This is a genomic window from Uliginosibacterium flavum, from assembly GCF_040566545.1.
Lineage (GTDB): Bacteria > Pseudomonadota > Gammaproteobacteria > Burkholderiales > Rhodocyclaceae > Uliginosibacterium > Uliginosibacterium flavum.
In genome coordinates, this window is sequence record NZ_JBEWZI010000009.1 from 1 (window position 1) to 13,681 (window position 13,681).

13 protein-coding genes and 1 tRNA gene are annotated in these 13,681 nt (G+C 54.5%); 11 read left to right on the forward strand and 3 right to left on the reverse strand.

Going from position 1 to position 13,681, the window contains the following annotated elements; genetic code table 11:
• Nucleotides 1-222: 222 nt before the first annotated feature.
• From ABXR19_RS09685 to ABXR19_RS09705, 5 genes are all read left to right on the forward strand, one after another.
• Nucleotides 223-633: a hypothetical protein gene (locus tag ABXR19_RS09685; RefSeq protein WP_354600923.1), complete on the forward strand. Its 411-nt coding sequence runs from the start codon at nucleotides 223-225 to the stop codon at nucleotides 631-633.
• A gap of 140 nt (nucleotides 634-773) precedes the next feature.
• Nucleotides 774-1,172 (forward strand): DUF7668 domain-containing protein, encoded by a 399-nt coding sequence (locus tag ABXR19_RS09690; protein ID WP_354600924.1) that lies wholly within the window; start codon nucleotides 774-776, stop codon nucleotides 1,170-1,172.
• A gap of 747 nt (nucleotides 1,173-1,919) precedes the next feature.
• A complete protein-coding gene (locus ABXR19_RS09695) occupies nucleotides 1,920-2,615 on the forward strand; it encodes an Ea47 family protein (protein WP_354600925.1) in 696 nt (231 codons plus the stop codon).
• 301 nt (nucleotides 2,616-2,916) lie between these two features.
• Nucleotides 2,917-3,465 carry a hypothetical protein gene (locus ABXR19_RS09700; protein ID WP_354600926.1) on the forward strand — a complete coding sequence of 183 codons (549 nt, stop codon included), beginning with the start codon at nucleotides 2,917-2,919 and terminating at the stop codon, nucleotides 3,463-3,465.
• A gap of 251 nt (nucleotides 3,466-3,716) precedes the next feature.
• The gene (locus ABXR19_RS09705) at nucleotides 3,717-4,193 is read left to right on the forward strand and encodes a hypothetical protein (protein ID WP_354600927.1); all 477 of its coding nucleotides are present in this window, start codon (nucleotides 3,717-3,719) and stop codon (nucleotides 4,191-4,193) included.
• Between the two features lie 1,133 nt (nucleotides 4,194-5,326).
• Here ABXR19_RS09705 and ABXR19_RS09710 read toward each other — a convergent pair.
• Both ABXR19_RS09710 and ABXR19_RS09715 read right to left on the reverse strand, forming a co-directional pair.
• Nucleotides 5,327-6,358, reverse strand: coding sequence for a site-specific integrase (locus tag ABXR19_RS09710; protein ID WP_354600928.1), 1,032 nt, complete (start codon nucleotides 6,356-6,358; stop codon nucleotides 5,327-5,329).
• A gap of 151 nt (nucleotides 6,359-6,509) precedes the next feature.
• Nucleotides 6,510-6,594: transfer RNA gene (locus ABXR19_RS09715), tRNA-Leu, on the reverse strand.
• A 68-nt stretch (nucleotides 6,595-6,662) separates the two neighbouring features.
• On the opposite strand from ABXR19_RS09715, the gene queA reads away from it, so the two are divergent.
• The 6 genes from queA (at nucleotide 6,663) to secF (ending at nucleotide 13,343) form a co-directional block, all read left to right on the forward strand.
• A complete protein-coding gene (queA, locus tag ABXR19_RS09720; RefSeq protein ID WP_354600929.1) occupies nucleotides 6,663-7,697 on the forward strand; it encodes a tRNA preQ1(34) S-adenosylmethionine ribosyltransferase-isomerase QueA in 1,035 nt (344 codons plus the stop codon).
• Between the two features lie 127 nt (nucleotides 7,698-7,824).
• Entirely contained in the window at nucleotides 7,825-8,604 is a 780-nt protein-coding gene (locus tag ABXR19_RS09725; RefSeq protein WP_354600930.1) for a hypothetical protein, read from the forward strand.
• Between the two features lie 91 nt (nucleotides 8,605-8,695).
• Entirely contained in the window at nucleotides 8,696-9,805 is a 1,110-nt protein-coding gene (tgt, locus tag ABXR19_RS09730; RefSeq protein WP_354600931.1) for a tRNA guanosine(34) transglycosylase Tgt, read from the forward strand.
• 230 nt (nucleotides 9,806-10,035) lie between these two features.
• A complete protein-coding gene (gene yajC, locus ABXR19_RS09735; RefSeq protein ID WP_354600932.1) occupies nucleotides 10,036-10,383 on the forward strand; it encodes a preprotein translocase subunit YajC in 348 nt (115 codons plus the stop codon).
• Nucleotides 10,384-10,479: 96 nt separating this feature from the next.
• Nucleotides 10,480-12,306, forward strand: a complete 1,827-nt coding sequence (secD, locus tag ABXR19_RS09740; protein ID WP_354600933.1) for a protein translocase subunit SecD — start codon at nucleotides 10,480-10,482, stop codon at nucleotides 12,304-12,306.
• A 17-nt stretch (nucleotides 12,307-12,323) separates the two neighbouring features.
• On the forward strand, nucleotides 12,324-13,343 hold the full coding sequence (gene secF, locus ABXR19_RS09745; protein WP_354600934.1) for a protein translocase subunit SecF: 1,020 nt from the start codon (nucleotides 12,324-12,326) through the stop codon (nucleotides 13,341-13,343).
• Here the strand turns inward: secF and ABXR19_RS09750 are convergent.
• Entirely contained in the window at nucleotides 13,321-13,620 is a 300-nt protein-coding gene (locus tag ABXR19_RS09750; protein WP_354600935.1) for a hypothetical protein, read from the reverse strand. The genes secF and ABXR19_RS09750 overlap by 23 nt on opposite strands.
• Between the last annotated feature and the right edge of the window lie 61 nt (nucleotides 13,621-13,681).

The window sequence follows — 13,681 nt, forward strand, 5'->3', positions numbered from 1 at the left end:
AGACTAAACTAAGGGGTTATTCTGGGCGCGGGAGATGCGCCGAATTATGCTGGTGGACTTGTGTTGAATGGGGTGGGCCTAGGGGCTGCGTAATGGATGCTGAATGCGTACAATCAGGCGGAAGCCGGCCACAAGCGGTCATTCGTTATCAGGCTTCAAAGCTGCCGTTCAAAGCTATTTCGGGCATGAACAACATTTTCTACACCCTCGCTAAGGGAACCCATGTCTTTTCTCCAAAGTCCAAAACTGGTCATTCTTTCAGTGGCCGCAGCAACTGCATGCCTCTGCGTGTTTTCTTGGGAGTTTGGCCGACGAGTAGGGATTAAAGAGGCAATGCAAGATTCGTTTTACGGCCACAAGCTTCATGCAGACCAAGAGCTATCTGCATTGCATAACCTCAAGAAAAATGACATCAAGGCTATTCGAAGTAATCTGGAACCTGCGCTTGGGTTAAGTGTTGCGATGTTGGCTACAGAAGAAAGCTTGGCTCTAATGGCCGAAAAGACGCGATCTGATATAACCCAAACCCTCATAAAAATTAAAAGCTACCGAAAGTTAAACCCATACCCCGATGCTGACCCTGCCTATGCAGCGTTTGTCGATGAAAAACTTAAGTGGGTGCCTGCACAATGACCGCCCAATCCCCTAATATGAGCAATCAGGCAGGAGCCGGCCAGGAGCGGTCTTTCAGACAGTCAGCTTCGAAGCGGCCGTTCAAGGCTGTTCCGGACACGGGCAACATTTTTCTACACCCTCGTTAGGCGAACAACTCTATGACCGACCTGAACGGAATTAGCGATGTATCTGTAGTCAAAGATGAAGAGCATGAGTTGCCAGTCCCTTCGATTTGGAGGCCTGTGTTTCGCAGCATTGTTAGCGCTTTTGCCAAGCAAGATTATCAGGTTGACCTTGGAGTTTTAGGTGTTTTGCCTATCACGTCAGATACAGCCAATCAGATAGACGAATATATCCAAGACTACGGCGAGACACTTATCGAGTTACCGGAAGACACATGGGAGACTTCTGTGTGCATTTGGATGGGCACACGATGGGATGTACTCATAGACCTATGGACTGAAGGAGAGGGGCGCAGCGACATGATTCTGAGTGCCAAGGTGTCAGAATCAAGTTCTGGTTTCGTTTTTGAGGTCTATATGGTTTATGTTCCATAACGCACAGGGCACTCAGTCTCGAAGCCGTCCAGCGCGTCCCACTAGTTTGTGAATACCCTCGGCGATTGATGCTTGGTTTCTGATGCCATATTTCGACGGTGCAATAATTCCAGTAGCAGCGTTAGTATTGCCACTTATTGCCAGTGTTTACTTAACAAAATGGTATTAACTTTTCGCTTGCTGCGGATTTCGGACACCGCAATTTAGCTGGTATCTGAGAGGCCGCTTCGGGTCGACCTGATCCCGATGAGGACCGTGGGATCGGTCGTTGGTGTGCCAGGGACTGCGGAGCGGATGCCGAATGCGTACAATCAGGCGGAAGTCGGCCATGGGCGGACGTTGATGATGTGCGCCGAAAGCGGGCGTTAGCAAGATGGGGCCTGAGCATAGCGACAACCCACCGTCAAACCTGCACCCTATAGTAAATTAGGCAACCCATTAACTTCGAGAGAAAATGCCCCATGGTTAAAACTTGGACGAGCGGAGATGGTGATGATGAAACCTGCGAGAAATGTGGCTCCATCTACTCTGTAATAATTCACCGCCTACCCGCCAGAGACAGTGATTCATTTACATGTGAAATTTGTGGAGAAATTTTGCGCAAATGGAACGACACACGCGTACCTAGCTTCACGCTGAAAATGGCAGGAGAAAAATTACCTTGATTAGGCTACCTAGCCTTACGGTAAAAAGGGGCTGGCGAAAAGCCGTCCTCCCTTGCCTCAAGGCCAGCCACGCTACTTACCCATGAAGCCATTCGAAGAAGGATGTCCGATTCCTAATGCACATACGAGATGTGCGGAGGCAAGGTACTTTCTTGTTGAATGCTTACTCCACTACCACTCCCCTCAGCCGTTTCTACATAATCTAAATGCATTTATTCAGGCTCTTCGAAACATAACTTTTATGCTTCAAAGCGAAGAAGGGCTTCCAAGCGGGTTTAACGCATGGTACGAAGCCAAGCGAGGAGAAATGCGAAACATCAATCCTTTGCGTCGCTTTGTTGAGGCGAGAAATATCGTCGTAAAGCAATCATCACTTACGGCAAAGAGCACTGTAATGTGCGGCCTGTTTCAGGGCCGCAGAATGAAGCTGTCGATGAAAATGGATATAAAGCCATTCACTGAAACGGAAAGACTCCTCACTACTACTTCAAAGTTTGTTTGTGATTTTTTTCTGGGTGGGAAGCACAGCATAATTGGCGAACAGGCGGGAATTGAGCGCGCCTGGGTTGTGGAAGAGTTGGGCGAAGGAGAAGTCATGAGCAATTGCATTGACGCTCTGAATTACATGATCGTCCTCATAGAGCAAGCGCATCAACTGTTTGGGACGGGATCAGGGTTGGAGATTATTCGCCTCAAAGATATGAGAGAGTTCACTGTGATGCTCGAAACTGATGCAGATCCAAGCCTGGTAAAAAAGTGGGGGTGGCTTGAAGGCTAACCTTTTTAGTCCATTGAGAAGGACGACCACTAGCCGTGTTGACGCCGACACAGACATAAGCCACGTTTTACATTTACGCCAATCACCGAGTGAGCCAGTCGACCCACTGCATTGGTCGCATACATGTTGGCATGGCCGTCGAAACACAAGGCGTAGTTCAAAATCGGCGCGGTGGCAAAGTCTAGCCTTGGCGGCAACAAGCCTAGATTTCCAAGCTGTCCGACGCTACAAGTCAATCAACGGAATCAAAAACATTGCTGTGATCCTCATGACTTATCCGGAATTTAAATTGGAGACCTAGATGGTTAACTGGATTGTAAATAAAACCAGAGCAAAACACCAGATACGGATTTGTCAATTAAAATCAAACAACGCATCCATTGAACAAGAAATTGCAACTCTTCGGCGCAGAAGAAATCTTATAAAAGAACGAATTTCAATTATAAAAAACAAAAACTCAAAGCCTTTGGAGGTGATTAAAAACCTTTCCAAATCTTTATTTAGGACTGCCAAGACTGTGGCATCCGTCGCACTGATAATTGCCCCTCCAGAAATCACTCAGTCGAGCTTTGTGAACAATGCGGCTGGAAGTCTTGCAGTACGTGCATTGTCGTCGGGTGGAAATTCTGGATCAGACGGACTGAACGAAATCGACTCCCTTAGGATTAAACATAGCGAAATTCAACAAAAAATATCTTCGCTTATTTTAAGCATCTCAAGAAACAATCAAGAAATTGAGAGTTTGCTTTTGACAAGCAATCAAAAAATAATTTCAGCTTATATTGTTAAAGTGTTTGTTTGCCTTGGCTTTGTAGCAGCTATTGTCATGACTTTATATTTTTACGTCTGATTCGCACTTTATGTTTAATGTCGATCTTTCTTGTCCGATCAATGCATTACCGCTTGAGATCATAACTAGAGTGTTGCCGTCATTGATAGGAGTTGACGCCGACACATATCTCACTTCAACAGTTCTGGTGCTAACAGAAAGAGTTTCGTTCACGCAAAAAACGTAATTAACCCGATTATACTTGGTTGGCACAGACTAAATTAAATCAGACAAAAGCCTTTAAACTCCGCCTGACAATTAATGGTGAATAAATGAAAAATTATTTCAAAAAAATAACCGCAAAAAATTGGATTTTTGCTACTTCAATATATTTGGCTACGTCTTTGCTTTCAATTTTTCACGCTTACAGCCGTGAAATTACTTCAATTAGAAATAAATCGACAGGGTATTTGGGCGGAGATGTTACATCAAACCTTGACTTTTTTGATGTAATGAAATCAGCCGACTATTCGATTTTTGCAATGTTTTTTCTTGGCTTGTTTATGATATTTATTCCATATTTAATCATTTCTGCCTGGTTTTTTGATTTCAAAACTGAGACGCATGCAGGATGGGCGAGGGTTTTTATATCCATGCAGGTCCTAATTCCATTGATTGCGTTATTTTATGGAACATTCCATGATGTTAGTGATTTTATTTTTGTTCTTGGCTTGGCAGAGTTTGCCGCATTAATACTTATCAAACTATTTGTATGGATAAGAGATGGTTTTTCTAAACCAGTTAGCTGATTTTTCGAAATAATAATTCTGGCATGGATGCGGATTTGTGCCTCTTGTCTCAAGTCTAATAGACTATTAAACCGCCCATGCAAAATGGGAGGTTCGTCTGTTTCAACGTTGAGTAGCACCTTTTAAAGACCTGGCCGGCCGCAATGGGTCAGCTTGATCCGGACGCGGACGGAAAGAGCGGTCGTTGGTGTGCCAGGGGCTGCGGAACGGATGCCGAATGCGTACAATCAGGCGAAGCTCGTCCACAAGCGGGCGGTTAGGTAGTCGTGCCGAAAGTGGTCATTAGTAGGGCGCAGGATAGTTTTTCACCGCATTCGGCGCAATTCGCTTCGCTCATTGACTCCCTGCGAGTCGTGTCCAAATAGCTTTATTGCGCCGTACGCGGCAGGGTCGCGTACCGGCTGTCATGTCAAACGTTTTGGCAACGAGGAGTTTTCACAAGTGATCGATAAGTTTGGCCCGCTAATCATTTTGTCCATAACTGTGTTCTCCCTGACTTCGTGCGCTAGCACCCCAAGAAGCGTTACATATACGCCCGCTCAACTTCGGAGCATGGTTCAAAGCAGCAACTACCCAAAGCAAGGTAGCCCCATAACGAAAAGCGAAAGTATTAGCTATTCAAATTGTGTTGGAAAAATAGAATCCCTAGTTGCTTCAGTCAGTCCAAACTACCCTTCGCGAACTATCGTTAATTCGAAAATATTGAGAATGGAAAAGTTATGGACTAACGATGCAGCAATGACATTGACTTGTAGTTCAGCAGATAGCAAATTGATAATTACAAGCGCACAGTATCTATAGTCGACAGGCTCTTAACCCGGAATATGCGCCCGACTTGTAGGTCGAAGAAAGGCCAGTTACTTCGTACGACGCAGTGGTAGGGTGGAGTGAAACTCCACCGCAGGCGTCGCTCAGGTGGCGGAGTTGGCACTCCGCCCTTCGCCCGAACGTCCGCTTCCCAAAATTCTGACCGGCAGCAAAGGGTCGGGTTGCGTCATTCCCAAGCCTGCAAGCGTATTTGATCCCAAAGTGGCTGCATTTTTACGGCAAGCGGACGCGTCCAGATTCTAATTTTTCAATTAGGGGTGCTCACAAAAGCTTCGGAAAAATCTTTTTTGGGACAAACAATCCGACTATGCAGCCTCGTCAGCCCTCCAGCCCGCCTCGGCACGGCGACGAGCATTCACCAACTCGCTTTCAGACGGGTTGTAGTAACGCATCACCATCTGGATCGTTTTCCATCCCATAATTTTTGCCAATGTGGCGGCAGGAACAAACGGGGCCATACGACTGGCCGCCTCATGGCGAAGGTCATGAAACCTCAAATCGGTAATTCCAGCGACGTATCGAGCACGTTCATACGCTTTGCACAGAGCATTACCCGTAGGAAAAGCGGGAAAAACCTTCCCGTCGATGGACCGAGGCAACGCCTTGAGTAACTGTATGGCGCGCTCAGAAAGAGGAATTGCAATCTCACGCTGATTCCGCTTTTCCGCCTTCGTCAACACACGAACGACCCCTGCTTTCAGGTCAATTTGATCCCAATCCAAGTCTGCTAGGCGGCCTTGACGCAACCCGGTCTCAATCGCCAGCTCAATAACGGTGCACAGCTCCAACGGATGACGTGATTGCTTGGCCCCCTCCATCAAACGCTCAATTTCCCCAAAACGTAGGCGCCGCTCCCGAACAGTGGAGTCGAATGTCCCCATCCGGAGCAAGGCCTCGTCAATTGGAAATGACCACATTTGCCGTGCATAGCCCAAAGCAGACCGAATCACGGCAAGTTCGAGTCGGATCGTGTCGTCTTTGACGCCGTCCTCAGTCCGACTCTTTCTGTACTGAGTCCAATCGGCGGTCTGTAGGGTCGCCAACGAGCGTGCCGCAAGTGGATGCTTGAGCCACGTTTTGATGCGACGAGCTTCTTGCGAGGCGCTCAGCTTGTTTGGCGTGACGTCAATAGCGTATCGCTGAAGGATGTCGCCCAAGCTAGTTCGCTCCAGCATGGAACGATCCAGATGGACACCCCGAGCCATCTCAGACTCGATCACAGCGGCCCAGGCCTTGGCTTCAGACTTGGTTTCGAACGTTTTGGTTTGTGTGGGCCAGCCTGAGCTGCGTACCTTGACTTGGTACTGTGATAGGCCTCGTTTGGTGATAGTTGCCATGTTGGCGCTCCGGTTAAAGGGAGGTATAGCGCCAACGACAACTAACCGAACTGTCGCAGATTTGTCCCAAATACCATTACTGGCTATAATCGCCGGCTAGGTTTTTGAGACCAACCACTCGCAAGTGATTGATTCCACAAGAAAAATGTGGTGGTGCCGGGAGGGGGACTCGAACCCCCACACCTTGCGGCGGCGGATTTTGAATCCGCTGCGTCTACCGATTCCGCCATCCCGGCACGGGAAGGTGGCGGATTATCCACGAAGCCCGCCCATCCGGCAAGCCGGACGCTACAACTATCTGAACATGCTCACACTCGACGATTTCGATTACGACTTGCCCCCTGAACTGATCGCCCAGACGGCCCTGCCCGACCGCGCAGCTTCCCGCCTGCTGGTGGCACGCCCGGAGGGGCTTGAAGATCGCGGCTTCCGCGAGTTGCCCGAACTGCTGCGCCCGAACGACTTACTCGTTTTCAACGACAGCCGCGTACTCCACGCGCGCCTGTTCGGCCAGAAGCAGACTGGCGGCCAGGTCGAGGTGATGGTGGAACGCCCGCTCGGCGATCACGCCATACTGGCAATGATCCGCGCCAGCAAATCGCCCAAGCCGGGCTCGCGCATCCGCTTGATGGATGCCTTCGAGGTTGAAGTGACCGGCCGCGCGGGCGCGAATGGCGAGTTCTTCCTGCTACGCTTCCCGAGTGATGACACGGCAGTGAATTACATCGAACGCTTTGGCAAATTGCCGCTGCCGCCGTACATCGAACACAGCGCCGACGCGAGTGACGAGACGCGCTACCAGACCGTATATGCACGCGAACTGGGCAGCGTGGCAGCGCCCACGGCCGGCCTGCATTTCGACGACGCGCTGCTGGCCTCACTCGAAGCCAAAGGCATCAAGCGCGCCTTTGTGACGCTGCATGTGGGTGCCGGCACCTTTCAGCCGGTGCGCGAGCACGATCTGTCGAAACACAAGATGCATCGCGAGGCCTACAGCATTCCGCAGGACACAGTCGAGGCGATTGCCCGCACCCGCGCCAGCGGTGGCCGACTGGTCTGCGTCGGCACCACGGCCATGCGCGCGCTGGAGTCCGCTGCGCAAACAGGCGAGCTGAAAGCCGGCAGCGCCGAGACAGGCATCTTCATCACGCCGGGCTACAGCTTCCGCGTGGCCGATGCTTTGGTGACGAATTTCCATCTACCCAAATCCACGCTGCTGATGCTGGTGTCGGCGCTGGCCGGCACGGAAACCATTCGCGCAGCCTATGCCCACGCCGTAACCCAGCGCTATCGCTTCTTCAGCTATGGCGACGCGATGCTGCTGGAGCGCAGGGACTGAACACCCCCTTGGAGAGCCTCGCCCAGAGCGGTTCTCCAGCCACCCATCAAGGCGTCTCTGCACCGCCAACCCGATTCCGCGCCGCCGCCCGTTTCAGATGCACACCCCTCACAACCGGAGTTGCATCATGAAACTTTTCAGCAAAACCGCCCTGCTCGCCCTTGCTCTTGCTCTTGCCAGCACTCTGCCGAGTGCGCAAGCCGTGGGCAATCTGGTTGACCTCAGCATCGTCGACCGCAACACCGGCGAAACCCTGCCGATCCATGTTCATCAAGGCCAGTACTGGATCGCCGGCACGCCCGGTCACCGCTACGGCATCACGCTCGCTAGCGGTTTATATGAACGCTCACTGACCGTTGTGTCGGTCGACGGGATCAATGCCGTCAGCGGCGAAACCGCAGCCTGGGATCAGACCGGCTATGTGCTGGGCGAGCGCCAGAACACGCAGATCACGGGCTGGCGCAAGAGCAACACGCAGGTCGCTGCCTTCGTGTTTACCGCATTGCCCCGCTCCTACGCAGCCCGCACCGGGCGGCCGCAAAACGTCGGCAGCATCGGCATCGCCACTTTCCGTGAGCGGGCAGTGCCACCACCGCCAGTCATCATGCCCTACCACAGCGACGAAAGCCTGAGCGACAAAGCCGCCAGCCGCGCCTCAGGTGCGCCGGCTCCGGCCGCCGAGAGGGAGAAACTCGGCACCGGCCACGGTCAGCGCGAACACTCGGCCGTCACCTTTACCGATTTCGAACGGGCCAACCCGCGCCCCGACGATGTTGTCGTGATCCGCTACGACAGCCGCGACAATCTAATCGCCTTGGGCATCATTCCCGCGCCGCGCCCGCGCGCACAGCCCAACCCCTTCCCCGGCAACCCCGGTTTCGTTCCCGACCCGCCGGCGCATTGGTAGGCAGGGTCTTGCCAGCCACTCGCGGCTTCCGTATAACCCGCTCTTTGCCCCAGATCGGGGCGGCTCACGCGCCGCCCCTTAACGATCCACGATGAAATACGAACTCCTGTCCACTTCCGGCGGCGCGCGCCGCGGCCGTCTTCACCTGACCCACGGCATCGTTGAAACGCCGGTCTTCATGCCGGTCGGCACGTACGGCACGGTCAAGGCCATGAGCCCGCACGAGCTGCACGACATCGGCGCTCAGATCATTCTCGGCAACACCTTCCACCTGTGGCTGCGGCCGGGCATGGAGGTCTTCGAGAAATTCGACGGGCTGCACAATTTCATGGCCTGGGACAAGCCGATCCTGACCGACTCGGGCGGCTTCCAGGTGTTCTCGCTGGGCGCGCTGCGCAAGATCACCGAAGAAGGTGTGCATTTTTCCTCGCCGATCAATGGCGACAAGCTCTTCTTGACGCCGGAAATCTCGATGCAGATCCAGCACGGACTGAATTCAGACATCGTGATGATCTTCGACGAATGCACGCCCTACCCCGCCACCGTGGATGAGGCGGCCAAATCGATGCGCATGTCGGCGCGCTGGGCGCAACGCTCGCGCGACGAACACGACAAACTGGAAAACCGCAACGCGCTGTTCGGCATCGTGCAGGGCGGCATGTACGAAACCCTGCGCGACGAATCCCTGGCGGGCCTGGAGAAAATCGGCTTCGACGGCTACGCCATTGGCGGCCTGTCGGTGGGCGAGCCCAAGGAAGATTTTTACCGCGTGCTGGCCCACACCGGCCCGCGCCTGCCGGCCCACAAGCCGCACTACCTGATGGGCGTCGGCACGCCGGAAGATCTCGTGTATGGCGTGTCGCAAGGCATCGACATGTTCGACTGCGTGATGCCCACGCGCAACGCGCGCAACGGCTGGCTATTCACGCGCTGGGGCAATCTGAAGATCCGCAACGCCAAACACAAGACGGACACGCGCCCGGTCGACGAAAGCTGCGAGTGCTACACCTGCCGGAATTTCTCACGCGCCTATCTGCATCATCTGGACCGCGCGCAGGAGATGCTCGGCCCGCGCCTGATGACCATTCATAACCTGCACTATTACCAGCACCTGATGCGCGAGATCCGTGCGGCCATCGAAGTCGATGATTTCGCCGGCTTCCAGCTGCGTTTTGCTGCCGAGCGCAATCGCGGGGTCTGATCGGTCGCCTACCCGCAGAGGCTTGCCTGACGGGCATCTACAGGCAGGCACGCTGTAGAGGCAAGCTGGATGCGGCTGTGCAGCATGCCCCTCATGCCACGGGCACCGGTCACGCTGACAGTGCAAGAGCTGCTTACGATTGTCCGAAGGCTTGAGTTAGCGTCGTTTGCCCCAAGCTTTGGCCTGCTATACTCGGCCGCCTTAAAGAACCCAAGACCCGGAGCCAGACGATGTTCATTTCAGACGCGTACGCACAGACCGCCACGACCGCAGCCCAGGCAGGGCCTGATTTCATGAGCCTGAGCCTGAACAATCCGCTGTTCATGTTTGGCGCTATGGGGCTGGCCATGTACTTTCTGATTTTCCGCCCGCAGCAAACCCGCGCCAAAGAACACCGCGCCCTGCTCGATGCACTGGCAGCTGGCGATGAAGTCATCACCCAGGGCGGCATCGCCGGCAAAGTTGCCAGCGTTGGCGACAACTTCATCAAGGTCGAAATCGCCAGCGGCGTGGAAATCACCGTGCAAAAACCGGCCATTTCTGCTGTGCTGCCCAAGGGCACGTTGAAGAATTCCTGAAACAGTGAAGAGTGAGGAATCAGGGGTGAGGCGTAAGCCCCGCCCCGATTTCTCACTTATCACTCCATATTTCTCACTTCTCGCTCCTCACTGACCATGAACCGTTACCCGCTCTGGAAAAACCTGATGATCGGCGTCGTGCTGATTCTCGGGCTGCTCTACACCCTGCCGAACTTCTACGGTGAAGTACCGGCGGTGCAGATCTCTGCCGCTCGTTCGACCGTCAAGGTCGATAACGCCCTTGAGGCGAAGACGCTTGAAATCCTGAGCGCGGCCAAGATCGTTCCGCAAGGCACGCTTCGCGACCAGAGCAGCCTGCGCGTGCGCCTGGGCGCCGATGATCAGATGAAGGCGCGTGACGCCATCGAACGTGCGCTGAACCCGGATGCACAAAACCCGTCCTATGTTGTCGCACTGAACCTGCTCTCGGCCAGCCCGGCCTGGCTCACCAAGATCGGGGCTCTGCCGATGTATCTGGGCCTGGATCTGCGCGGCGGGGTGCACTTCCTGCTGGAAGTTGACATGAAGGGCGCCATCGTCAAACAGATGGACGTCGCTGCCGGCGACCTGCGCAGTTTGTTGCGCGACAAGAAAATCCGTCACGGCGGCATTGCGCGCGAAGGCGAAATGCTGGTCGTCCGCCTGCGTGACGACGCCACCCGCAGCCAGGCCAAAGACGCCATCCGAGCCAGCCGCAGCGATTTTGAATACACCGAGCGCAGCGAAGGTGAAGATCGCCTGCTGGTCGCCAACATGACCCCGCAGGCCCGCAAGACAATTCAGGAAGATGCGCTCAAGCAGAACATCGCCACCCTGCACAATCGCGTAAACGAGCTTGGCGTTGCCGAGCCCGTCATTCAACAGCAAGGCCTGAACCGCATCGTGGTGCAATTGCCCGGTGTGCAGGACGTGTCCCAGGCCAAGAAGTTGATCGGCCGCACCGCGACCCTGCAAGTGCGCATGGCGGCTGAAAGTGCTTCTGCCGGCACCGACACATTCCCCGAGAACCGCAGCGGCCAGACCGTCCCGGTTGCGGTGAAAAAACAGGTCGTCCTCACCGGTGATCGTTTCGTCAAAGCGCAAGCCACCTTCGACCAGAACCAGCGCCCGGCCATCTCGGTCACGCTGGATGCGGCTGGTGGCCGCATCATGCGTGATGTCACGCGTGAAAACCTTGGCAAGCCGATGGCCATCATCCTGTTCGAAAAGAGCAAGGGCGAAGTTATTTCGGTCGCAAACATCCAGGGAGAATTCGGCAGCCAGTTCCAGATCACCGGCAACTTCAGCAGCGAAGAAACCAACAGCCTGGCCATGTTGATCCGCTCCGGCTCGCTGGCGGCGCCGATGGATATCATCGAAGAACGCACCATCGGCCCAAGCCTGGGCGCTGACAATATTGAAAAGGGCTTCAAATCCACGCTGTGGGGCTTCCTGGCGATTGCCACCTTCATGTGCGTGTATTACGTGTTCTTCGGCTTCATTTCCACCATCGCGCTGGGCGCCAACGTGCTCCTGCTGATTGCCCTGCTGTCGCTGTTCCAGGCCACATTGACCCTTCCGGGCATTGCGGCTATCGCGCTGGCACTGGGTATGGCCATTGACTCGAACGTGCTGATCAACGAACGCATCCGCGAAGAACTGCGTAATGGCGCCACGCCACAGGCGGCAATCACCGCCGGTTACGAGCGCGCCTTCGACACGATTCTGGATTCGAACGTCACCACCCTGATTGCAGGTATCGCCTTGCTGGCCTTCGGTTCCGGCCCGATCAAGGGCTTCGCTGTGGTGCATTGCCTGGGCATTCTGACTTCGATGTTCAGCGCCGTGTTCGTCTCGCGCATGCTCACCAACTTCGTTTATGGCTATCGCCGCAAACTCGACAAACTCGCCATCGGCCAGATCTGGCGCGCTTCGGCTGAATAAGCGCCAGGAGAAAAATCATGGAACTGTTCCGCATCCGTAAAGACATTCCCTTCATGCGTCACGCGTTGGTCTTCAACGTGATTTCGCTGGTCACCTTCCTGCTAGCCGTGTTCTTCATCTTCTACAACGGCCTGCACCTGTCAGTGGAGTTCACTGGCGGTACTGTCATGGAGGTTAGTTACGCTGAAGCGCCACAACTGGAGCCGATCCGTAACACCCTGAATGCAGCCGGCTATGTCGACGCTCAGGCACAAACCTTCGGCAGCTCACGCGACATCATGGTGCGCGTCCCCAATCGTGCCAACGAAAACTCTGCGCTGGTCTCCGGCACGGTTTTCAAGGCTCTTTGTGCCGCATCCACCGGGGAAGTAAAGAGCACTCAAGCAGTCGGCCCCAAAGGTGAAGCACTGACCAAAGAAGCCTGCATGTCAGCTCAAGGCACTGAGATCTCCTCCATCAGCCGTGTCGAGTTCGTCGGCCCGCAGGTTGGCGAAGAACTCGCCACCGACGGCGCCATGGCCATGCTGATGGTGGTTCTCTTCATCGTCATCTATCTCGCTTTCCGCTTCGAATGGCGCTTCGCCGTATCGGCAATCATCGCCAACCTGCACGATGTGATCATCATCATCGGCTTCTTCGCCTTCTTCCAGTGGGAGTTCTCGCTGCCCGTACTGGCAGCGGTGCTCGCCGTACTGGGCTATTCGGTAAACGAGTCCGTGGTGGTCTTCGACCGCGTACGTGAAACCTTCCGCAACAGCCGCAAGCGCGGCCTGACGGTGCCGGAAGTGCTGGATCACGCCATCACCAGCACCATCTCGCGCACCATCATCACCCACGCCTGTACATTGATGATGGTCTTGTCGATGTACTTTTTTGGTGGCCCGACCCTGCACCACTTTGCACTGGCGTTAGCCATCGGCATCTGCTTCGGCATCTACTCGTCAGTACTGGTGGCAGCACCGCTGGTAATGTGGCTGGGTGTGTCGCGCGAACAGTTCATCAAGGCTGAAGTGGTCAAGGAAGAAGCTGTCGTTTAAACACCGTGCCTCTTCTGTAAAAAAACGGCTCCCGCGTGGAGCCGTTTTTCTTTTTAACCTGGAAACCGTAGTTGGACACGCCCGAGTGGGTCGTGATGCGGTGCGTTGGCAAGGCGCGCCGACGCAGCGGGCCTTTGCCCGCAAGGAGAAGCAACGCAGCCAGCGTACCGCAGCGCGGCTCAACCGGACGTGTAGCGCGCTCACCCAAAAGATGAAGGCTGGCGTGGGGACGAAACTTCGTTTTCATGCGGGTTGGCAAGCGATTGAAAGCGGTCAACTGCGGTTTCCAGGTTTAAACTTCTGCCATCATTTCATCTTCAAACCCCGCCCCGGAGAAC